Origin of the sequence: Pseudolactococcus reticulitermitis (assembly GCF_002260845.1) — a bacterium.
Taxonomy (GTDB): Bacteria; Bacillota; Bacilli; order Lactobacillales; family Streptococcaceae; genus Pseudolactococcus; species Pseudolactococcus reticulitermitis.
Genome location: NZ_BEDT01000001.1, coordinates 79,869 through 103,570, shown reverse-complemented (window position 1 = coordinate 103,570; position 23,702 = coordinate 79,869). Strand labels below are relative to the sequence as shown.

The 23,702-nt window shown below is 40.2% G+C and carries 20 protein-coding genes; 17 read left to right on the top strand and 3 right to left on the bottom strand.

Going from position 1 to position 23,702, the window contains the following annotated elements; genetic code table 11:
- Window positions 1-2 precede the first annotated feature (2 nt).
- The 10 genes from RsY01_RS00450 (at window position 3) to RsY01_RS00405 (ending at window position 9,233) form a co-directional block, all read left to right on the top strand.
- The gene (locus tag RsY01_RS00450) at window positions 3-542 is read left to right on the top strand and encodes a GNAT family N-acetyltransferase (RefSeq protein WP_094783602.1); all 540 of its coding nucleotides are present in this window, start codon (window positions 3-5) and stop codon (window positions 540-542) included.
- A gap of 280 nt (window positions 543-822) precedes the next feature.
- On the top strand, window positions 823-2,850 hold the full coding sequence (locus RsY01_RS00445; RefSeq protein WP_094783601.1) for a hypothetical protein: 2,028 nt from the start codon (window positions 823-825) through the stop codon (window positions 2,848-2,850).
- Between the two features lie 16 nt (window positions 2,851-2,866).
- On the top strand, window positions 2,867-3,421 hold the full coding sequence (locus tag RsY01_RS00440) for a hypothetical protein (protein WP_094783600.1): 555 nt from the start codon (window positions 2,867-2,869) through the stop codon (window positions 3,419-3,421).
- Between the two features lie 42 nt (window positions 3,422-3,463).
- Window positions 3,464-4,084 (top strand): hypothetical protein, encoded by a 621-nt coding sequence (locus tag RsY01_RS00435; protein WP_094783599.1) that lies wholly within the window; start codon window positions 3,464-3,466, stop codon window positions 4,082-4,084.
- Window positions 4,085-4,118: 34 nt separating this feature from the next.
- Window positions 4,119-4,358, top strand: coding sequence for a hypothetical protein (locus RsY01_RS00430; RefSeq protein WP_094783598.1), 240 nt, complete (start codon window positions 4,119-4,121; stop codon window positions 4,356-4,358).
- A gap of 543 nt (window positions 4,359-4,901) precedes the next feature.
- On the top strand, window positions 4,902-5,621 hold the full coding sequence (locus RsY01_RS00425; RefSeq protein WP_094783597.1) for a sortase domain-containing protein: 720 nt from the start codon (window positions 4,902-4,904) through the stop codon (window positions 5,619-5,621).
- A gap of 33 nt (window positions 5,622-5,654) precedes the next feature.
- Window positions 5,655-7,736: a hypothetical protein gene (locus RsY01_RS00420; protein ID WP_133063181.1), complete on the top strand. Its 2,082-nt coding sequence runs from the start codon at window positions 5,655-5,657 to the stop codon at window positions 7,734-7,736.
- A 21-nt stretch (window positions 7,737-7,757) separates the two neighbouring features.
- Window positions 7,758-8,291, top strand: coding sequence for a hypothetical protein (locus RsY01_RS00415; RefSeq protein WP_094783595.1), 534 nt, complete (start codon window positions 7,758-7,760; stop codon window positions 8,289-8,291).
- 78 nt (window positions 8,292-8,369) lie between these two features.
- A complete protein-coding gene (locus RsY01_RS00410; RefSeq protein WP_094783594.1) occupies window positions 8,370-8,975 on the top strand; it encodes a hypothetical protein in 606 nt (201 codons plus the stop codon).
- An 18-nt stretch (window positions 8,976-8,993) separates the two neighbouring features.
- The gene (locus RsY01_RS00405) at window positions 8,994-9,233 is read left to right on the top strand and encodes a hypothetical protein (RefSeq protein ID WP_094783593.1); all 240 of its coding nucleotides are present in this window, start codon (window positions 8,994-8,996) and stop codon (window positions 9,231-9,233) included.
- A gap of 85 nt (window positions 9,234-9,318) precedes the next feature.
- Here the strand turns inward: RsY01_RS00405 and RsY01_RS00400 are convergent, their stop codons facing one another.
- Window positions 9,319-10,785: an AcpB/EbpR/MafR family transcriptional regulator gene (locus RsY01_RS00400; RefSeq protein ID WP_094783592.1), complete on the bottom strand. Its 1,467-nt coding sequence runs from the start codon at window positions 10,783-10,785 to the stop codon at window positions 9,319-9,321.
- Window positions 10,786-11,085: 300 nt separating this feature from the next.
- On the opposite strand from RsY01_RS00400, the gene RsY01_RS00395 reads away from it, so the two are divergent.
- The 4 genes from RsY01_RS00395 to RsY01_RS00380 all read left to right on the top strand — a co-directional run bounded on the left by RsY01_RS00395 (window position 11,086) and on the right by RsY01_RS00380 (window position 15,623).
- Window positions 11,086-13,923: a mucin-binding protein gene (locus RsY01_RS00395; RefSeq protein ID WP_094783591.1), complete on the top strand. Its 2,838-nt coding sequence runs from the start codon at window positions 11,086-11,088 to the stop codon at window positions 13,921-13,923.
- 233 nt (window positions 13,924-14,156) lie between these two features.
- Window positions 14,157-14,687 carry a hypothetical protein gene (locus RsY01_RS00390; protein WP_094783590.1) on the top strand — a complete coding sequence of 177 codons (531 nt, stop codon included), beginning with the start codon at window positions 14,157-14,159 and terminating at the stop codon, window positions 14,685-14,687.
- Between the two features lie 59 nt (window positions 14,688-14,746).
- Window positions 14,747-15,343: a hypothetical protein gene (locus tag RsY01_RS00385; RefSeq protein ID WP_094783589.1), complete on the top strand. Its 597-nt coding sequence runs from the start codon at window positions 14,747-14,749 to the stop codon at window positions 15,341-15,343.
- Between the two features lie 34 nt (window positions 15,344-15,377).
- Window positions 15,378-15,623: a hypothetical protein gene (locus tag RsY01_RS00380; RefSeq protein WP_094783588.1), complete on the top strand. Its 246-nt coding sequence runs from the start codon at window positions 15,378-15,380 to the stop codon at window positions 15,621-15,623.
- 117 nt (window positions 15,624-15,740) lie between these two features.
- On the opposite strand, the gene ntdP is transcribed toward RsY01_RS00380, so the two are convergent.
- Window positions 15,741-16,268, bottom strand: coding sequence for a nucleoside tri-diphosphate phosphatase (gene ntdP / locus RsY01_RS00375; RefSeq protein WP_094784210.1), 528 nt, complete (start codon window positions 16,266-16,268; stop codon window positions 15,741-15,743).
- A 71-nt stretch (window positions 16,269-16,339) separates the two neighbouring features.
- Entirely contained in the window at window positions 16,340-17,212 is an 873-nt protein-coding gene (locus tag RsY01_RS00370; RefSeq protein WP_094783587.1) for a metallophosphoesterase, read from the bottom strand.
- 324 nt (window positions 17,213-17,536) lie between these two features.
- Here RsY01_RS00370 and RsY01_RS00365 point away from each other — a divergent pair, with 324 nt between their 5' ends.
- The 3 genes from RsY01_RS00365 to prfB all read left to right on the top strand — a co-directional run bounded on the left by RsY01_RS00365 (window position 17,537) and on the right by prfB (window position 23,674).
- Complete coding sequence (locus RsY01_RS00365; protein ID WP_094783586.1) at window positions 17,537-21,397, top strand: mucin-binding protein; 3,861 nt, start codon at window positions 17,537-17,539, stop codon at window positions 21,395-21,397.
- Window positions 21,398-21,495: 98 nt separating this feature from the next.
- Window positions 21,496-22,533, top strand: a complete 1,038-nt coding sequence (gene queG, locus RsY01_RS00360; RefSeq protein ID WP_094783585.1) for a tRNA epoxyqueuosine(34) reductase QueG — start codon at window positions 21,496-21,498, stop codon at window positions 22,531-22,533.
- A 40-nt stretch (window positions 22,534-22,573) separates the two neighbouring features.
- On the top strand, window positions 22,574-23,674 hold the full coding sequence (gene prfB, locus RsY01_RS00355; RefSeq protein ID WP_094783584.1) for a peptide chain release factor 2: 1,101 nt from the start codon (window positions 22,574-22,576) through the stop codon (window positions 23,672-23,674).
- Window positions 23,675-23,702: the final 28 nt, after the last annotated feature.

The following is a 23,702-nucleotide window of genomic DNA, read 5'->3' as shown; positions in this document are numbered from 1 at the left end:
AGATGATTGACCAAGAAATTAGTTTAAGAAAATTAAATAGCGATGACCTTTTGCCCTTATGGCAAGTAGCTTATGGTAAGGAAAATCTAGAATGGATGAAGTGGAATGGGCCATATTTCAAAGATTCCGTTTATACATGGGATGAATTTCAGGCATTATCCAGTGATTATCTCAACAATGAGTTGCGTTATGGTATTTTTGAACACGCGCAATTGATTGGTGTGGTTTCGGCTTACTACGAAGATGGTGACTTACAAAAGTGGTTGGAAGTTGGCATCGTTTTATACGAGGAACGTGTTTGGGGTAAAGACATCGGGACACGTGTCATGAAACTTTGGCTGACTCATTTATTTGAAATGACCGACCTCCCCCATATCGGGTTTACAACGTGGTCTGGAAATTTAGGCATGATTCGACTGGGTCAAAAAATTGGCATGACGGAAGAAGGCAGAATACGCAAGGTTCGTTTTTGGCAAAATCAATACTGGGATTCTGTGAAGTTTGGTATCTTGAGAGAAGAATGGCAGGTATTGGATTGGTGAGATTAATCTTTCATGTCTAAATCGTTAAACATCTAAGTCAAGAGAAATCTTTTACGGTTTCTCTTTTTTATATCTCTAAAATAATTTTTTTGGAAATATAGCTTGAAAATGTTTTAAAATAAGTATATAATGTTGGTTGTATAAAGTTATAATTTATATAAAAATAGATAATAATAATAAATGAATATAAAATCTGTCAATTTCTTAGTTGAAATGTGAAAGTTTGTATGTACTAGCAAAGGGTTAAAACTGTCAAGTTAGCATTAAGTGGAGGGGAAAAATGAATAAGATTTTAAAAGGATTAATGGTATTTTTAATCATTTTTCTTTGTCGGTCTAATTTTGTTTGTGCAGATGACACATCGGCAACAACAAGCGGTGATATGCAAACATCAGAACAAGTTTTGGCTATCACACCGCTTGCTATCTCAGGTGGGACAGGCAGAGAAAGTGATCCTTTTTTGGTTGCAACGATTGCTGATTTAAAAAGTGCTTTAAGTCAGAGTATACCGCCTGGAGAATCAGCACTTTATATTAAACTAACGGCAGATATTATTTATGCCTATTCTGATCGGACAATATCCATCAACAAAAATACCGTATTAGATGGCGATGGGCATTACATTTTATACAGTGGTACAAATTATGATTATGATCATTTTATAACAGGTGCTGATAATTTAGCGATTACATTTAAAAATATTAAGTATGGCAATGCGACCTATCCCAACAGTAACTGGTATGGTATTTTACATGTGACTCATACCAACACTAATTTCGTTGTTGAAAATATTGACTATGACATCCAAAAAGGTGGTCAGCCGTTTTATGCGAATACGAATGTTAATACGCTAACTTTCAAAGGAAAAAATAACTTCAAAGCTGGCACTTCTAGTGGTGGCTACGATGGTGAGTTTGCGCAAGGCTTCACGAGTATTAATTTTGCTGAAGATAGTCAAACCACGATTTACCATGATGCTTATAACGAGTCAGCATTCTTATACGCAGGGACTAGTCAAACCATCACGGTTGGCAAAAATGCTTTAGTGGATATTACGACAAATAAACAGTATCTTTCTTGGGATGGCAACCTGACGCTTAAAGTGCTAGAAAAAGGTCAATTCAAGTTCAAAGCCATATCTGGTATTAATAAACCTACCCTGGATATAGCCTTTAAAGCACTTGGCACGATTACCATGGAGTTTGCCAAAGATGCTATCGGTCGCTTTACGACAGAAAAAGCTGGCTTTTCAGGTGAGAGCCCGACGATTAATGCCACCTCACCTAATTACATCTTGTTTGATTCGCCATCAGGCAAGGCAGCGCTCAACGGGGCAACCCTTAAATTCAGTAGAAAAGATGCAGACGGCTATGCTTATCCTATCAAGTATTTCAAAGGTGGTTTAAAGGAGATAACCCCAAATGTCACGGGCAATAAAAGTGTGACGGCATCAGATATTGGCAACGGTGAGTCAGTCGTTTATGCGCGGGCACCAAAAATTACAGGACTCAGTGCAGATCCGATGGTGGGAACTGATCTCAGTCAAATCAGGGTGCAAATTACGCAATGGACACCAGAGAGTTTAGTAAATATTAGTAAGGTTAGCTATAAGTTAGCGACAAAACGACTTTATTCTGGAAATGATATCACGGTAGCGGTAGCGCAAACGAGTATTACTAATGCCACACCATCTCAGGGTGTCTTTTCTATACGAGAGGTCTGGGCAACAAATAATATCGCAACAGATTCAATTTATGAGTTCCAAGATTTATCCCCCAAAACCTATTATCTGTATACTAAGCTAGAAGTGGCATGTATACCAGGTTACAACCCTCTGTCGAGCCTTTGGATTGAGCAGATAGTAGAGGTACCGTCATATATCGAGGTCACTTTACCGGATACTTTGGAATTTCTGACACCAAAAGCAGGTGAGATTGTGAAAGACCACCATTTGGCAAATTATACTGCGATTAATCATGGTAATGTACCAGTTAATCTAGATTTGAAGGCTTTAAGCGTTAATCCTGGCAGTTCATCAGCGGTGTCGCTTGTCGACGATTGTCAAGGGAAAAAACAAGTTCATTTAAAACTGGTTGCTGAGCACCCGTCGGGATCTGACAATAGTATCTGGGAACGATTGCTACCAGGTCCTATCACGGGGCAAACAAATACTTTGCAGCCTTATTGGAGCAGTGGCGATCACGAGGCTGACCTCTATCTTAGAGGGGAACATTCTATTTCAGTATTAGATGGTGGACCGTATCAGGTCAATTATAATTTGACTATTGCGGTTAGCCAAGCATTATAAAGGTTAGGAGTGAGGGATGGCAACACAAAATATTGAACAGGAAAAACAAGAAGAACAGAAAAAGAAACGTAAAAAAGGGCTATTAATCCTCTTGTTGTTACTTTTATTATCAGGCACTGGTTATAGTCTCTACCATGTCTTTAGGCCTAAGCCTAGAGAAAATGTGTCCATCATCAGTGGTGATTTTTTGCCCGATGGTAAGGACGCTAAGAAGATGTCTGACAAAGAATTGGCTGATACTGCTCAAAAAAAGGTAGATGATAGTCGGTTTAACATGATGATTGCCTCAACTGCTAAGATTGATACTCAAACCCAACAAGGGACGCTAAATATTAAAAATCCCCAGACCAATCGCTATCCGATCAATGTCGTCATCACTGATGATCAAAACGGAGATGTGATTTATACGTCTGGCGCTATTGAACCGGGAGAGGAGGTGAATCATGTCCAGCTTGAAAAAACATTAGCTAAGGGAACGCATCAGGCAACTGCTCGTTTTAGTTTGTACGATCCAAAAACAAAAGCTAAAAAAGGTGAGGTTGCTGCTGGCGTTAGTGTCATTGTCGACTAACGATGAACTATTTAAAAATTATTGATACGAGGGAGAAAAATTATGAAAAAATTACTATCAACTTTATTGATTTCAACAGTTGTATTCGGTGGTGTGTCAGCTGTTTCCGCTGATCAAACCATTACTGGGGAAACAACTGCTGATATCGCTGTCAAGGGGACATTGGGTGCAGATAATACAGATCCAGATACAACGATTCCTGAAACTGACAAAGAATGGATCAATGTGACAGTACCGACGGAGACTATTTTTTACAATAAAAAAGACGTTGCAACAATTGTCTCACCAGAGTATTCAATCGTGAACAACTCAGGACGTCCAGTCAAAGTTAGTATTAATTCTTTTTCTGCCAATTCAACTAATCCAACGGGATTACCTGGGGACTACAACTTAAATCTTTTGGTAACAGGCCCAGCAACTGGTAATCCTGCGACGACAGCAAGTACATCACTCATTAGTGGTGGTATACTCAATGCCCCAACGAATGAATTAATTACCTTGGCCAATAGCGCTGATCAATACGCTAAAAATGATCCTTTAGCACCAGCAGGCTATGCAGTGAAAAACAAAGCAATCTTTAAATATGACGGTTCTGCAACAGCAACAACTGCTCTGAAATTGAACTATACGTTGAGCCTGAAATTTGATTCTATTGGCTTTTAAGCGATAAAATCTAGAATATCAGGGAGGTGATTTCATGGAGAGTGAAATAACCGTCTCAGGTCAATTAGGGATAACAGACACCCAAGATCCAATTGAAGAACCAGAGTTGCCTAGAACAAGTGGCGATCAAACGATTTATACTGTCCATCAGCAAGGTATTTTACCTGATACGGGAGAATTACAAACATCAGGCAGTGTCCTATTTATCGGTTTGCTTTGCCTAATTGTTGTTCTTATTTTCAGAATAAGATCAACATCTAAGTCACTGGCTTAATACTTCTTAAAATTGGTGAACTGAGATTGTATCATACAAAAACCTTTACTATGATTGAGATGGTAAAGGTTTTTTTGGATGTAAAAAACAAGACACTTGTTTAGGGGTGTTATGATACTCATCTGGCTATTGAAATGGTATAGATGCGTCATCTTTTTCTTGGCCAGCAAGATTAATGAACTTTTTCTAAAAGTACTGAGATGAGTATCGATAATCTGACGATAGAGAAGTGAAAAAATTTGATATTTTAGGAGATTTGGTATAAAATATGAATATAGGTTATTTAAGATTATAATGTTATAACCAATAAATTGAGATGCAGTTTTAAAATTTACAGTGTATCAAGAAAGAAATTTGAGCAGGTTGTCAACACTATTATGAAGGACGATGAATCCTTCAAACATTTACCAAGGTAACAATAAAAAATCTTAATAATTTTAAGGGAGGTGAACAAATGAAAATTAAATGACTTATCAGTATCCATTAACAAAAAACATGCTATGTTTGTTAATGGACATTTAAAGGGTAAAGGAGGGGATTATTTTGAAAAAAATAACTTTACTCATGCTTTATACAGTCGTTGTATCAATTTTTACAGTACTTTTGGTTGAGAACATCACAAGTATCAAAGTAAAGGAGGTCAAAAATTCAAAAATAAAAAAACTTCAGACCAGGCCACCAGAATTATCACAGTCATGTGAATCAAAAGAAGTTGTGCCATCGACTTCTGAGGAACCTACTGAACCATTGCTTTCAAGCGATAATAGGTCAAGTGATGATGTGCCACTTGATAATCTAGCACCTTTTGAAAACGCTTTAGAATCTGCCGAGCAAGTAGAGGTTACGACTGAACCTTTGAAGCAAGTGATTGTTGTTGGCGGGGTACACTATTATTATAAGGATACAGGTCAAGCAACAGGACAGGATTGGATTGATCAAGATCCGACAGCTAATGTCGGAACATGGGGAGGTCAAGCCGTTAACAGTGTGTCTGATAATCTATCAACGCATTTTATCGGACACAATCCAACAGTGTTTTACTTCGTCACGCAACTGTTAGTTGGTCATCAGTTTGAGGTTTATGATGCGACGGGGCAAGGCAAGGTCTATACTGTCATGCGTCTTTTAGATGTTGATATTAATGCGATTTCAAAAGACGGTCAAAATCATTGGTCAGCCATAACAGGAGCTGGTAATAAGGAACAAGTTGTTTTACAAACTTGTTTAGAGAATGGTTATAATCGCATCGTATTTGCAGAGTGAAAAATAGGGGGATAATAAGGGGGAATTTAAATAATGAAGAAGATGATTCAGATGTTGTTAACATCTGTCATACTAATCGGTTTTTTTAGCATGATTGTAGGAGCAGATGAACGCGCATCACCAATCCAAAGTAGTGTAGAACCGACTGATGGCATACAAAAAGATTTGAAAGAAAACATTACGGCGCGTGCGTCATATGCTGGAGATGGTACAGAAAATAATCCGTATCAGGTATCAAATATTTCCGATTTAAAATCAGCATTGAAGGCGAACGCCGCTTCTGGTAATACACTCTATATTCAATTAACGGCTGATATCGCTTATACAGATTCGGATCTTACGATAGCCGTTAGCAAAAATACGGTATTAGATGGTGCGAACCACTATATTCTATACAAAGCCCCAAGTAGCTGGCCGTCCTATGATGCTTCACATTTTGTGACTGCTGCTAACAATCTCAATATTACCTTTAAAAATTTGAAATACGGCAATGCAACCTATCCAAACAGTAGTTATTACGGCATTCTCCGTGTCTTAAATAGTAATATTAATTTTGTTTTAGAAAATATTGACTATAATACGGTAAAGGGAAGCCAACCGTTTTGGGGGAATAGTAATCCGTCAAATACATTGACATTTAAAGGGACAAACAGCTTTAGAACAGATGGTGATGTAGACGGCGGAGAATTTGTTGAGGGCTTTACAACGCTTAACTTTGCAGATGACAGCAAAACAACAGTTTATAATGATTCAACAAATTCTGATGCTGTGTTTTGGTGTGCCAAGCAGAAGGTTAACATAGGTAAAAATGCAACGTTAGAGATTACGACAAGTAAGGAATATCTTTTCTATAATGATGACGATGTTACGATTAATGTTCAAGAAAAAGGTCAGTTTACTTGCAAGTTTATTAAGGGGAAAAATTATACAGCTTCAAAAGCAGAGTTGAGGAGTGATGGATCATGGGGGAATGGGACGATCACGATGAATTTTGCTAAGGATAGTATCGGCTGCTTTAGGACAGAGAAGGACGCTTTTACTGGCACTAGTCGTAACTATCCAACGATTAATGCGACATCACCAAACTATATTTTGTTTGAAGCAACACCAACTAATAAGTCGGTCATCAGTGGGATAACGCCGAAGTTTGTCAGAAAAGACACGGATGGGTATAATTACCCGATTGACTATCTGACAACAAGTGGTCAAAAGCATTTTGTTACAAATGTGTCGGGAACACAAAACGTTTCTGCTTCAAATATTCAAAATGGTTACTCTCTTGTGTATGCGCGTGCGTCACAAATGACAGGACTGGCTGCAACACCAAAAGTAGGAGTAGATCTCAGTGAAATTGACGCACAGGTTAAGAAAGGGGCATCAAGCAGTTTTAGCAGTGGTCGGGTCTCTTATAAATTGGCTAAAAATAAGCTGTATTCAGGAAATGATGTCACGCTTGGGGAGGCTCAAAACAGTATTGACAAGGCAACATCAGCAGAAGGTGTCCTTGAGTCGCCCGTCATTAATATCACAAGTGATGTTTCAAAAGAATCAACATATGTTTTTCAAAATTTACTAGCACAGACCTACTATCTTTATAGTAAAATAGGTGAGCAACGGGCGTCAGCTTCGGGGTATATTTTTGATAGTCCTTGGGTCGAAGAAGTCGTTGCTGTCCAACCATTGATTGCTGTAACCTTGCCAGATAGTATCGATTTTACGAGTAGCTTAGCAGGAGAATTTGGTAAATCCAATAACCTGCAAAATTATGTCGCCGTTAATCATGGTAATGTCCCTGTTAATGTTGATTTGAAAACGATTGCAAGTAATACGGGATGTTCTCCTGATGTGTCGCTTGTCGATCAATTTGATAATGAAACAGAGAAGTTGGTCTTAAAATTGACTGCTGAAAATACGGCAAGTGGTGAAGATGTGACTTGGAGTCCTTTACTAGAAGGTAAACCAATACCTAGCAATCCAATTAAACTAGATCCGTTTTGGGAAACAAGTCACCAAGCATCACTTTATGTTAATGGTAAGCAATCAGTACCATTGGGGGCTGGACTCAAGGCTGTAAGTTATAAACTTGCGGTGGAAGTCAAACAAGTTACAAGATGATAAAAACTGGGGGAATAGGATATGAACTATGGAGACGATAATCAAAAGAAGCGGAAAAAAGGACTAGTCATTCTATTGCTCTGTCTTTTATTAGTATGTGGTGGTTATGGCATCTATCATTTCTTTTGGAATAGACCAAAAGAAAATATTTCTATCATCAGTGGAGATTTCATGCCCAAAGGAAAAGATGCTAAGAAAATGTCTGATAAAGAGCTGGCTGAATTTGCACAAAAAAAGGCTGATGCAAGTCATTTCAACATGATGATTAGCTCAAAAGTGGATATTGCTAGTCAGACACAAGAGGGGACACTGCATATCCGAAATCCTAAGAACAATACTTATCCAGTCAATGTTGTCATCATTGAAGATCAAACAGGCGACATCATCTATACATCGGGTGCAATCGAGCCGGGAGAGGAGGTGAGCCATGTAAGATTAGAGAAAAAATTATCTAAGGGGACCTATCAGACAACGGCACATTTTAGCTTATATGATCCAGTCACTAAAGCTAAAAAGGGTGAAGTTGCTGCTGGGGTTAATGTTATTGTCGACTAACAATTTATCGCTACCTCACTATCAATCGTGATAATGGTGGAAACGGGAAAACAAACAAGAAAAAAGGAAAAAGGGAAAATGAAAAAAATACTTGCAACACTACTAATCTCAACTGCTGTATTTGCAGGCGCTCAAGCTGTTTCAGCAGATCAAACTATCGATGGACAATCAGCTGGAGATATTACGGTCAACGGCACATTAGGTGCTGATAATACTGATCCGGGATCATCGATTCCGGAAACAGATCCAGCTTGGATTAATGTGACGATACCAACTAATACCATCTTCTATAATAAAACGAATGATGCGACGATTAAGGCACCAACTTATACAATTGTCAACCATTCAGGACGACCTGTAAAAGTAACAGCTGCTAGCTTTACTGCTGATGCTAACAATGGTGCATTGCCAACAGATTTTGATTTGAATCTTAAAGTGACAGGAACCACTGCCAATCCTGCAACAACGCCGAGCACAGAATTGATTAAAGATGGTTCAGTTACAGCGGCTCCTTCTGAGTTAATTACTTTGGCAAATAGTGCTAATCAATTCAAGGCATCTGACACAGTAGCAACAGCAGTTGATAATCAAGCAACCTTCACATATGGCGGTACAGCAACATCTACAACGCCTTTGAAATTAAGCTATACTTTGGGCTTGAAGTTTGATTCTGTTGCATTTTAATGAATGAAGGTGATTTTCATGGAAAATGAAATAATCGTCTCAGGTCAATTAGGCATAAAAGACGAAAATCATTCAAGTGATCAAAAGCCACCTCAAGAAACACCAAACTATACAGTTCGGCAGCAAGAGGATTTGCCTAATATGGGTGAATCACAACTAGCAGGATTTGTCATTCTAGGCTTGATCTGTCTGGCTTTAATACTTCTTCTCAAATATCTTCAAAAATTAAGGGCTTCTCATCTTAAACATTGCGTTTAAGGTGAAAAGCCCAACATAATAGGATCTCTCTTCTGTTTTATTTGGAAAAGAGGTCTTTTTGGTTAATCATAATAATTTTTAACGTTTATCTGAGTTGATTCTTCTGATCTGATAAATCATAAATAAACTGAGTTAAATCATCTCGACTCCAATCTGAGTAGAATAAAGAAGTAGAGAAGAAGGGAATATCCTGATATTTTTTATCAGGTAGCCAGTTAGAGATGATGCCATCAGGCTTCTCACCTTTTAGTTGTGAAGCAGTATAAATTTGAACAGGAAAGGGTGCCCCTTTTATGATTTTCTGGATGAGAAATTCTCGGTGGAGCGTTGAAATACTACTTTGCACGAGCAGTTTAATCGGTTGATGATGCTTTTCGACAATCGCTGTCATAATCATCGCATAATAGTAGTATAGCGTGGGAAACCGCTCCATTAAGGTGTTAATCTGTGGGCACTTCTCACGGATGTCCATCAGAAATTCTTTGATAAAAGTAGCTGTGTTGCCTTTCGTTTCATTAAATGTCAGCACCATATTTTTTAAATCAAACACTTTACTTTTACCTTTGAAAACAGTCGCCTCACGGTTTAAAATCGTTAAGTTATAATGCAGATATTTGAGCTCATGTGTTTGAAAGGTTAAGTTTGATTTTGTCTGAAATTTGGCAATAAAACAGGCAATTTCAGGCGCATCTGTCCCATTGATTTCAAAGGCGTCGTTCTGACACTCTTCAAGCGTGACTAAATTGAAACGAGAAAATAAAAAATATAAGTAGCGACATTCTCGCCGTTTGGTTTCTAAATCAGGGCAATCCATGAGCAGGTTAAGGCAATCTAGCTTTGTGAAAAAATCATCAAAACTGATATAGGGCGAGTCTGGTAGGCTATAATTTTCTTCTGAGTCTATAAAATAACCATGTTTTCTCCTGATGTAGGTCACATAGAAAAGTAATTTGATTTTTGATAAGGTCGGGTAGGAAATGTGTGGGATAAGTTCCAGTGTTAAATCTGTGATGGTCTCAAGGCCCGGAAAATCAGGGATCATCGTATCAGGATGTAAGCCCCAAAACAAATTGTAGTACAAAAATCTAATCTGTCTTTCTTTTCCTTGAAGTGGCGTTTTATGAAGAAAATTAATCTGGCAGCGATAGGATTTTAAAAAGTTATTTAACTGTTTCAGATGAACAGAAAAATTACTCTTACTCAGTGCCAAATCAAGGTATAACTTGACAGAAGAGACCTGTGGCTCTAACAGAACCCGTGTCATAATTTGATATTTGATCGCATGTTGCGTCATATAAGAATATAGATCCAAAACATTAAAATTAGATTTTGCTGATAATCTAATTTTTTGATTATCAATTATAAAGGGGTTAATGTTATTTTCTTTACAATAGCCTTCTAAAGTGCCGATATAGGTGATGATGGTCTTTTTCGTGAGACCAATGCGATTTTCGAGTTTTTTAAAAGAGATTGATTTTGTCGGTGACATGCTCAATTCTCCGATGATTTTTAAAATATACTTAGATTCTTTATCCAATAAAAAAGTTTCCATAATATCCCCTCATCCTTAAAATATATCTGTAATTACATATCTTACTCCAAAATCAACAAACATTCAAGAAAAATAAAAGATAGAATATTTATAAAAACCTTATAGGATATAAGAGAAAAGCGGAAAAAATCTTACTTTTTTTTTTTTTTCATTATTCGAACAAAAACAAGACACCATTTTATGATAAATGTTATAAACTTAAAGTGCAGTCAATCTGACATGAACGATATGCTGAAAATTTTAGCATAACGCTTATCGTCAGAAAACTAAAGAGTAAGTACTAGAAAGGAGATATGAGTCGTGAAAAATTCTAAACATGACACTAAACAAACAAATTATCGGTCATGGAAATCGGGCAAAAAATGGCTGTATGCGAGTGGTGTTTTAGCGACCTTAGTAGTCGGCACAGGCATCACACCAAAAATTTTAAATTATGTTCACGAAGGCCTAGGCGATACCGTTGCACATGCGATGTCAAATACTGCGTCAGTTTTGTTGCGTGGTGTCGTGCTACCGACAGACTTTTATGCCTCTGTTTCAGACTTTACCGTACCGGCAACAGTCGTAAAAGATTTTCCTAATAATGCGACAATATCGAGTACAGGGGGGATTAACCCGTATTGGAGTGGCTCTACTTTTGTCATTCCCGCAGCACCTGCTGCCAATGCCATCGCCAACTTCAACCAACCACTAGACCCGTCGAAAGACTTTTCTATTTCAGGAAGTGTGACAGTCCCAGATGGTCGGATTCCGGCAGCTGGCTTTTATATCTCAGATATTCCATCTTCTGAGATTATTGACAAATTAGGAACTGGTGTTGGGAACTGGCCGGGGTCATCTGGTTCATTAAAGGACGAGAGCCAAGCTTATAAAGGGCATTATATGTTGTTTTCTGGTTTCCATAATGACGGTGGCTGGATTGCAACCCTATCAAGTGGTACGGCTTACAGTCGGATAACTGCTGGTGGGTCAGCGTTTGGCGCCTCTGAATATATGGATGATGATTATGTTGGACTTTATGCGGGTTGGGAAAATGTTGTCGTCGATGTGAGTATCAACTATGCAGCCTCTACTGGTATTGTATCGGTCACCTACAAACATAATTCATCGACAACGGATTGGGGTGTGGGTGCCTACGATAGCAAAACGAAATCAGCAACCATTCAGTACCGTATTCCGAAAGACAAACCAGTTTATCTAGGTATCGTTGGGAATGGTAACAAAAATGATTCTAAATACACGAGTCGTTCTGTTGTGACCGGTATAACGGGAACCTATCTGACAACCAATAGAACGGTGCGTTTCATAGATGAGGCGGGCAATAAACTAGCCTTAGATTCAAAAATCCTCATGCCCCGAGGAGGGAGATTAGGGATTGGTAATGAAGATGACGAAGCCCCTTATTACTTTGATAAGCCAGGCATGCCTTCAGGTTACACCTACTTGTCAAGTTTAAATCCGACAGCCTATGTTGGGGAGTCAACGTTTTCACTTGGTGCGGTTGTCTACCAACGTGACACCCAACAATGGACAGTTAAACATATCAATCAGTTGACCGGTAAAAATATCGGGACAGATGAGTGGACGGCTAAAACAAATGAAACAATCAATCAGACGACCAATGCCTTATCCGGTTATTACATCGTTGATAAAGATGCGGTTGTCGGTTCTGATGTTTCAAATCCTGCAACGAGTTCAGATGGATCGAAAGTGACCTGGACTGCCCAAGTGGATGACACATCAAATGGGACATCAACAACGGATAGCACGCCACAAGAGGCCAATCTCTACGCCTTGCCATCTGTTCAAGAACGGATCCTAACGATTCATATGCCAGATGGCTCGCAAAAAACAGAAACACAGCGTACAACGACTGATACAGATTTCCCTGAGCTAGGTGGACAGTATGCCATTCCAGGTTATCGAGCAGTCATTGATGACGTGCCCGTAACAGATGCTGAGGTAAATCTAGGTATTCCGAGTGAAGCGACCGATAAAACGCCGAACTTAAAAGCAACAACGGATAGTGTGCCACAGCGTCATACCATCACGTATCAGGCAGAAATCCAAACAGCGAACATCGTCTATAAAGATGCGACGACGGGAACAATTCTTAGAGAGGAGGGCATCCAAGGGGTAGGGGGGACATTGCTGCCCTATGATACAGCCTATACGGTTGAGTATTATAGACAGCAAGGCTATATCCTTAAAAGCACTAACTTTACAGATAATGCTGAAAAATTTGATTTTGACTCAAGCGTTGACCAGGAATATCTGATTGAATTTGTTCATGATTCACAAAAAAAATCAGAAAGTAAAACCGTCCATCATGACGTCAAATATACTGTAAGAGGTGGGCAAGGTCAAGCACCTCCGGATTACAGATTGACTGAGACAGCGCAATATGAGTATTTTGAGGATCAAATGACAGGGGATAAGATTACCACTAACTTTGCCAATTATGCGGTTAATGGTGATATCACCCTCGATCCTAGCAAACCTCGGTATTTATCAGGTGCGCCAGGAGGTCAAACGGGCTACTCTCGTGTAGAGTCAGATGGTACCATTACCTTTGACTCACCTGAGGTGCCTAGTCTATCAGGCTATCTGCCTACCGTAACAGAAAATACGAGTGTCCACTACAATAATGTTCATCCTACAGCAGGTCATACCTTGACAAGTACGGTTGTCTATGAACTAGATGCGACGATTAATGTGACGATACCGACAAGTACCATCTTTTACAATAAAACAGATGATGTGACGATTAAATCTCCGATTTATACGATTAAAAATAACTCGGGTGTGCCGATGAAAGTAAGCCTTGCTGGCTTTACACCAAATGCGGCGAATCCAGCCATGCCAGCAGACTTTGCTTTAAGTCTCAATCCGACAGGGAAAAAAGTCACGACAGCCAGCGCCAAATTAGTCGAGAATGGTCTACCGCAGACATCATCGAATCAGTTGATGACCTTGGCAAACTGTTTCAATCAATATGATGAGGTCGATCCGGCAGTTGACAAAGGAGTAGCAAGTGATAACATTGCGACGTTCACTTTTGGTGGCTCAGCGACAACTACAGACATGCGGAAATTAGGCTATATTCTAAACTTGAAATTTGATAGTACGCCATTTTAAGCTAGCCGATTCCTATCTCAACTCACGATTATTTAATTTGTGATAGGAGTTTGGAGTGACGAGACAGCATCACAGTAAGATGTTAGGTCAAAAAACAAGAATGCTCCCCCCTCATTGCAGTTTGTTTTTACTTCCGCTGGAGGTGCTGTTTCTTCACTCCAAACTCTTGCAACTTGAAATAGTGTCAGGAGTGTAGGCGTGTCCTATCAAATATTTAACCTAAGGAGTTACAGATGACCCACGAGAATCATGACAAGAACAAGTTAAAAAAAGTTCTGATTCCATTGCTTTGTCTTTTATTAATCGGGTGTAGCTATGGCGTTTATCATTTCTTTTGGAATAAACCCAAAGAAAACGTCTCTGTTATCAGTGGTGATTTCTTGCCTGAGGGCAAGGACGCCAAGAAAATGTCTGATAAGGAGATTGCCAAAGCTGCACAGCAAAAAGTCGATGCCAGTCAATTTAACATGGTCATCGGCTCGAAAGCAGAGATTGATGAGCAGACTAAAAAAGGCAAACTGAATATTAAAAATCCTAAGACGAATGCCTATCCTGTGAATGTCGTCATCACGGACGATGCAACAGGTGATGTCATTTATACGTCTGGTGCCATTGAGCCAGGAGAGGAGGTGAGGGATGTCGAGCTAGAGAAATCATTAGCTAAGGGAACCTATAAAGCAACCGCTCGTTTCAGTTTATATGATCCGAAAACGAAGTCTAAAAAGGGCGAGGTTGCTGCTGGGGTCAATTTTATTGTTAGCTAACGTTTAGATGTTAGCGTGTTGCTTATAACTATTTTATATTTCATAATTGGAGGAAAACCATGAAAAAATTACTATCTACTTTACTTATTTCAACTGCTGTACTTGCTGGTGGCGCTCAAGCCGTTCTAGCTGATCAAGATGTTGTTGCCAAAACAGATGCAGACATCGCGGTTAGCGGGACACTCGGTGCTGATAATACAGACCCAGGGTCAACAATTCCTGAAGGCGACAAAGACTGGATTAACGTGACATTGCCAACTGACGTGATTTTCTATAACAAAGCAACTGATGCCGCAATCAAATCACCAACTTACGACTTGACAAACAACTCAGGTCGTCCGGTCACAGTTAGCGTTGCTAGCTTTAAAGCGGGAACATCAAACCCAACATTGCCAGCTGACTTTGCTTTGAACTTGGATGTGACAGGTAACAACGTGACAACAGCCAGCACAAAATTAGTTGAAAACGGGGCGCTTAACACACCAACAAACGCACTCATCACTTTGGCAAATAATCTTGGTCATTACACTGCGACTGATACAGCAGTAGCAGATGCTAACAAAGCGACATTTGGCTTTAGTGGTACAGCAACAGCAGCAACAGCTTTGAAATTAAACTACACTTTAAGCTTGAAATTTGATGTTGTTAACTTTTAAGCAATGACACCTCAATCATTAGGGAGGTGATGTCATGGAGAGTGAATTAACCGTCTCAGGTCAATTAGGAATGGTAGATCCAGTAACGCCGCCAGACTTACCCAAAACAAGTGCACCACGCTATACTGTCCAACAGAAAAGCGTGGCAGCGCCGACGGGACTGCTGCCCAGTACGGGCGAGTTACAAGCGGCGGGAGGTCTGATGTTGATTGGTTTGGTCTGTCTGATTCTAGTCCTGATGATTAGAAGAACTCAGCCGAAATCTAAACTGTCTGCCTAGCATTGACTGGGAGTAAATCAAGAACTTTTTTCCAAGATAATGGAAGAAAGTTCTTTTTTTGCGTTCAAACGGGAGATATTTTGATATAAAAAAATAAGACATCAGTTACCTGAGGTCTTATTTTAATTGGTGATAACGGTCGTACCAAATGGCAACGTATTCCTTAGAAAATGGTCCCTTACCTGCATTAATCCAGTCGACTAAAATCTTGACATTTTCTTTTAAGATGTAATCAATATCTTCTGGGTACTGCATTTGACGTTTGTGACGCTCATATTCTTCGACATCCAACAATTTCTTCTCACCGTCAGCGAAGACCTTGACATCAAGGTCATAGTCGATATATTTCAGGGCTTCATTGTCAAGCGTGTAAGGACTGGCCAAGTTACAGTAGTAGCTCACACCATTTTCGCGAATCATGGCAATAATGTTGAACCAAAACTTCTTGTGGAAGTAAACGATAGCAGGCTCGCGGGTCACCCAGCGTCTGCCGTCGCTCTCCGTCACAAGCGTATGGTCATTCACACCAATAATCGAGTTCTCGTTAGTCTTCAGCACCATCGTATCACGCCACGTACGATGCAAGCTTCCGTCATGTTTATAGCTTTGAATCGTAATAAAGTCGCCTTCTTTGGGGATTTTCATCATCCTACCAACTTTCTAACATTCAAAGTTCTCAACAAAAATTATACCATTTTTTTCGTTATTTGTCAGATTTAAACCTCGAAAACAACCAAAGACTTTTTGACCTCCTCGGGAAAATGCGTGAGGAGATAAGCGTCGAATTCTTTTGTTTTTTTGACTAGGTTATAACGCTTATGGAGATTGTAGGAGTTGAGCGATTGATAGGCTGGATAGGCTTTGAAGTAATCGCTGACCAACTGCCATTCTCTCTTATAGCCCAGTGGCTTAGCTTGATAGTGGACGCCATCAATCACTTGGTCATAGGACCGATGGTTGTGACCAAAGACAACATCTCTGATACCATGTTTGACGAAAAGGGAATGGAATTTATTAGAGCCTAAAAAAGCATTGAATTTAACAAATTTCGGATGGGTCATCACAAAAGAGTGTTCAGGCACAAAATGCATGGCAATGATTAGACTAGCTTTATCAGCAGGTGTCATGTCAGTCAAAACCGTGTCAAGTTTAGCTAAGATACGGTTGGTTATCGTGATATCATCAGCATCCCGCATGATTTTTCGGTCAAACCAAAAGGTATTTTTAGTCCGGAGATGTTGCTCGAGATTAATCTCAGGACAAAAAGAATAGTCATACCAGCCGGCAAAACTCAGTAATTTTCTCTGACCAATGGCCCGAAGTTGAAAGTCATCTGCCGTGATGTCGGACTCTGCCATGCCCAACATATCATGGTTACCGAGGTTATAAGAAACAGCAAAATCCTGCGAAAGGCGTGCTAAAAAAGGCTTTGATAGGGTCTCAAAGTCATTAGACATATCGCCCGCTAGATGGACATCTGTGATGTTTTGCTCTCGTAAGGTTTGAATCAGAATGTGTTCGTATGTTGCATCAAATTGATTGACATCTAAATGTAAATCAGAGAGCAGTGCTAACTTTTTCGTCGTCATGCTTATAGTGTAACATATTTTAAAAAGTAAGAAGGAGCATTAAGATTTGATGATAGATTTAGCATTTTATTTGATAAAATGTTATCTATAAAATCACATTTCTAGTAGTAATCGGCTTATATAGTTTTAAATTAAAATAATCGTGTTATAAAACTCCAAACTCTAATTAAATCTGTTTGATTTTCTAATATTTGTTGTGCAACAGATGTCACGTGAGATTAGGTAAAAAAGTTAGCTATTTTAATATTATAGCAGTATAATGACATTTGTTAAATAAATGATGCTGTTAAAAAGTACTATGAAAAGACGATACAGGAGGAAAAAATGAAGATTAAAACAGGCGTTGCGATCGTATTAAGTGCCGCAACCTTAGGTGTTGAGGCACATGAGATGACAACAGATGTTGTTGCAGATACTCAAGAGGAAAAATCACCAACGTTTTCCCCCTCTTCTGCGACAAGCAGAACAGTCAGTGTTTCCGGTGCTGATTTTCTCAATTATTTCCAGCGTAATGGGTCAGCAGCGAGATATGATTATGACCTATCGAATCAAGTCCAAATCTTGACACCTAATCAAAGACATCAATCTGGTAATGTGACGTTAAAGACAAAAGTCGATATGTCGCAAGATTTTACCTTTACTGGTTTGATTAATTTAGGCGATAAAAGTAGTCGAAGAGGTGGTGCAGATGGTGTCGGTTTTCTATTTCACCCAGGCGATACAGATGTCGTGGGACGAGATGGCGGTGCAGCGGGTATCGGTGGTGTACAAGGAGCTTTCGGCTTTAAACTAGATACTTACTATAATTCTAACAGCGAAACTTCCTTCAATCCAGATCCTGATGAATTTTCACGTGGTCAATCTTATGGTGCTTTTGTAGATGGTACAAGTGGTGTGGCCCAAACGATTGAGGAGAGCGCGCAGGCCATTGCCCAACCAAGTTATAATCAGTTTAAACCGTTTAAAATGTCCTATAACGGGACAGTCAAAGTCATGACGATCACTTATGATGGTCAAACTTGGCAACAAAATGTCAGCAATTTGATTGGCGATAACCAATCGATGTCATTTTCTATCTCTGCTTCCACTGGTGATAATTATAATCTCCAACAATTGCAAATTTCGAATTTCCAATACACCATTGCTCAAGGCACAGTGACTGCCAATTACATAGACGAAGATGGCACTCAACTCAAAACGCCAGTCACCACACATGGCGATATTGACACGATTTATGCAACCAATCAAGCTAACATTCCAGGTTATACCTTTAAAGCAGTCACTGGTGTGACACCTGCAGGGACATATCAAGCCAATACGCAAACGGTCAATTATATTTATACACGCAATCAAGGTCTTCTGACAGTTAGGTATATAGACGATACAACGGGTCAAGTTTTAAAACAAAATAAATTCTCTGGTGCTACCGGAGAAAAAGCGGCTTATGCAACAGCAGATGAGATTACCACCTACCAAAACAGTGGGTACAAACTCGTGTCAAATCAGTATCCAGCAACTGGCGTGACTTTTACTGATCAAGCTCAAAGTTACGACGTGCATTTGACCCATCAAAAAGTAACGACTAAAGAAAATAACGACGTGCATCAAACCATTCACTATCAATATAAAAATGGTCAACAAGCTGCAAACGACTACAGCGCAACACCGCTTGCATTCACTCGAACCGTCACAACGGATCAAACGACAGGCGATAAAACTTATGGCAACTGGACAGCGGACAATGGTGCGACATTTGCTAAGGTCACATCTCCTAGCATTAAAGGTTTTACACCCGATCACAGTCAAATTGATGCCATTGACAAAGTAACGGGAGAGACGCCTGACATCGAAAAAACGGTGGTTTATAGCCCCAATCAAGAAGCAGCAACTGTCACGTACATAGATAATACAAGACAAAAAACGTTAGCCACACAAGACTTATCAGGTGACTTTGGGACGAGAGACCCTTACCGAACTGCTGAAACGATTAAAAATTATCTCGCCAAGGGCTATGGTTTGGTGACGGATGATTATCCAAAAGCGGGTGTGATTTATGACCAAGATGGCGTAGTGAAACACTATACCGTCCATTTATTTCATAAAACACTTGTCAATCACGACTCTAAAATTGTGAATGAAACGGTGCATTATCAGTTCAAGAATGGTCAGAAAGCAGCAGCGGACTATACGGCAACACCCATCCACTTTACGCGTCCCGTCATTACAGACCAAGTAACAGGCGCCCATATTAATGGTAGCTGGACAGCAGTCGGAGACGACAACTTTGCGGCAGTGGTATCGCCTAGCCTTAAAGGTGTGACACCAGATAGGCCACAGATTGATGTTATCTCGAACGTCAGTGGCGATACTGCAGATATTGTCAAAACGGTTGTTTATAGCCCTAATCAAGAAAAAGCAAGGGTTAGCTATATTGATGACACCAATCATCAACTTCTTGCGACTAAAGATTTATCAGGTGATTTTGGGACAACGGATGACTATCGGACAGCGGAGACAATCAAACAGTATAAAGCTGAAGGTTATGACTTAGTCTCTGACCAATACCCAACAACTGGCGTCGTCTACGATCAAGATGGTATCACCAAACACTATGAGGTGCATTTAACACATCGTTCAGTCGCGTCTAGTGATACTAAAGCGGTCAATGAAACGGTGCATTATCAATTTGAAAATGGGAAAAAAGCTGCGGCAGATTTTACTGCGACCCCTATTCCATTTAAACGCACTGTTGTAACGGATCAAGTTAGAAGTTACCGAACATATGGAGAATGGACAGCCGTCAGTGGTACGTCATTTGAGAAAGTTATCTCACCAACTCTAACTGGCTATACACCCGATTACAGTCAAATTGATGCCATTGACCAAGTGACGGGAGAGACTAAAGATATCGTTAAAACAGTCGTTTATAAGCCTAATCAAGAAGCCGCAAGTGTGACCTATATTGATGATACAAGGCATCAATCACTCGAAACGAAGCACTTGGTCGGTAAATTCAGCGCAACAGATGCTTACAGGACAGCTGACACGATTAAAGCCTATCAAGCTAAAGGCTATGATTTGGTTTCTGACCAGTACCCAGCAACAGGCGTTGTCTACGATCAAGACGGCGTGGTTAAACACTATGACGTCCATTTGACCCACCAAATGGTCGCTAAAAAAGGCGCTAAAGTTGTCAATGAAACCGTGCATTACCAATATAAAAATGGGGATAAAGTAGCAGAAGATTATACTGCAACACCGCTCCCATTCACGAGAACAGAGACAGTTGACCAAGTCACAGGCGATAAAACGTATGGCGACTGGACATCAGTGACTGACACAAGCTTTGCAAGCGTTGCCTCTCCTGAACTCAAAGGCTATACAGCTGATCAACCAGAAATTTCAGCCATTGACCAAATCACTGGAGAGACTGAAGACATCGTCAAAACAGTCGTCTATCAGGCTAAACAAGAAAGTGCCAAGGTGGCTTATATTGATGATACTGCGGATAAAACATTAGCTGGTCAAGAATTATCAGGTGCTTTTGGTACGACGGATAGTTATCAAACAGCCGATACAATCAAACAGTTCAAGGCGCAAGGCTATGACTTAGTCTCTGATGCCTATCCTGAAACTGGTGTCGTTTATGATGAAGATGGTATTGTGAAACATTATGAAGTCCATTTAGCGCATAAAAATAAAGCTAAAACTGAGTACAAAAATGTGAATGAGACCATTCATTACCAATTCAAAAATGGGGGTAAAGCTGCGAAAGATGCCACAGCGATGCCACTTCGGTTCATGCGGACAGTCACGACTGACCAAGTGACGGGCGTTAAAACGTATGGCGACTGGACAGCAGTCAACGCCACAAGCTTTAAAAAAGTCACATCGCCTGAACTTAAAGGCTATACAGCTGACCAAGCAGAAATCGCAGCCATTGACAAGATAACTGGTGAGACAAAAGATATCGTCAAAACAGTTGTTTACACAGCGGTTGAAAAGCCAAAAGCTAAGCCCATCACGTCACAACCTAGCCAACCAGCTCAAACACCTGCAGTATCAACTGTTAAAAAAGAGTTGCCAGATACGGGTGCTAAAAGTGGTGTTGCGGAGGCAATCCTTGGGGCAATTGTGTTTATTTCAACATTTGGCATGATGATCTTGAGAAAAAAACGTCAATAAATGTTTGACTGTTAGCTGATATAAAAATTCATCAGTGCATGCTGATGAATTTTTGCTGTATAACTGTATAAAGATAGCGTTTAAGGTATAATGAAAATATGACGAATTTGAAAGAACAGATTATTGCCATTTCTCAGGAAATTGGCATTTCAAAAATTGGTTTCACGACTGCTGATGATTTTGATTATCTAGAAAAATCTTTACGACTGGCTCAGGAAAACGGGACAAACTCTGGGTTTGAACACCCAAATATAGATGAGCGGATTAAACCTAAACTTTTACTTAAAAATGCTAAAACGATTATTTCAATCGCTGTGGCTTATCCCAATAAACTCCCGCAATTACCTGAAAAATCGACCTATAAACGTGGCAAATTTTCCTCGTCAAGTTGGGGTGTCGATTATCATACCATCTTAACTGAAAAAATGGCACGGTTATCTGAGCGCATTGCTGAGCTGACTGATGATTTTGACCACAAGGCCATGGTCGATACAGGCGCTTTAGTTGATACTGCCGTTGCCAGACGGGCGGGGATTGGTTTCATCGGTAAAAATGGGCTCGTCATTTCTAAAGAATTTGGCTCCTATATGTTCTTAGGCGAACTCATCACCAACCTTGAGCTTGAACCAGACAGTCCAGTTGATTATGGCTGTGGCGACTGCAACCATTGCATCACGTCTTGCCCGACGGATGCACTCAATGGTGATTCGACCATGAACGCCAAGCGTTGTCTGAGTTTTCAAACCCAGACAAAAGGACCGCTTGATGAAGAATTTCGCGTTAAAATGAAGACCATGCTCTATGGCTGTGATATTTGTCAAATCGCCTGTCCTTATAATAAAGGGATTACGAATGAGGCTCAGACGACGATTAATCCGGAGTTGGCTTATCCAGAGCTACAACCGTTTATCCAGCTGACGAATCAGGAGTTCAAGGCGAAATTCAGTGAGATAGCAGGCTCATGGCGAGGCAAAAACGTCCTACAGCGCAATGCGATTTACGTGCTAGCCAATGTTAATGACAAAACGGCTATTCCTCTATTAGAAGAAATCGCAGCCAATCCGAGCAATGCTGTTCATCAAGAAGCGGCACAGTGGGCGCTAGATAAGCTAAGATCAAAGGCGAAAGACAAGTAATTTTTGAAAAATAGATGAAAACGTGGTAAAATAGTAAAATATGGAAATGAGTGAAATTCGCAATCAAATTGCCCAAAATAAAGAGAAGATGGCATCGTTTCGAGATAACCTCGATTTGGATCGCCTAGAAGAAGAAATTGCGCTTCTTGACAATGATATGTCTGATCCTTCTTTTTGGGATGATAACATTGCCGCACAAAAAGTTGTCGAGCAATCTAACCAGCTGAAAGCTAAATATGACACCTTCATGGACATGCAAGCCATGCTTGAGGATCAGGAAGTCATGCTAGAAATGCTAGAAGAAGATGCTGACGAAGACATGCAGGCAGAACTCGAGACTGAGCTTGACAAACTAGGCGCTAAGATGCAAGCTTATGAGCTTGAAATGCTGCTCAATCAACCTTACGACCACATGAATGCGCTCCTTGAAATCCACCCAGGTTCGGGTGGCACCGAGTCTCAGGACTGGGGCAGCATGCTCATGCGGATGTACGAACGCTGGGGGAATGCGCACAACTTTAAAGTGGAAGTCGTTGATTATCAGGATGGTGATGTCGCAGGTCTCAAGTCAGCAACCTTGAAATTTACGGGTAACAATGCTTATGGTTTCTTACGTTCTGAAAAAGGGGTTCACCGTTTGGTGCGCGTGTCGCCGTTTGACTCGCAAAACCGCCGTCATACCTCCTTTACCTCAGTAGATGTCATGCCCGAGTTGGACGATTCGATTGAAGTTGATGTCCGCGATGCTGACATTAAAATGGATACCTTCCGTTCTGGTGGTGCTGGTGGGCAAAATGTCAACAAGGTTTCGACCGGTGTTCGTTTAACCCATACACCGACAGGCATTGTCGTCTCATCTACCATGGATAGAACCCAATACGGCAACCGAGATTTGGCGATGAAGATGCTCAAATCGAAACTCTACCAACTCGAAGTCGATAAAAAACAAGCAGAAGTCGATGAATTAAAAGGTGACCAAGCCGATATTTCATGGGGCTCACAAATTCGTTCTTACGTCTTCATGCCATATCAACTCGTCAAAGATACCCGCTCAGGTTATGAGACAAGCCAGATTGATAACGTCATGGATGGCGATTTGGACGGCTTTATCGACGCCTACCTCAAATGGAAAATGTTGTAAGCCTGTAATGTTTTAGAGCTGCGTCATT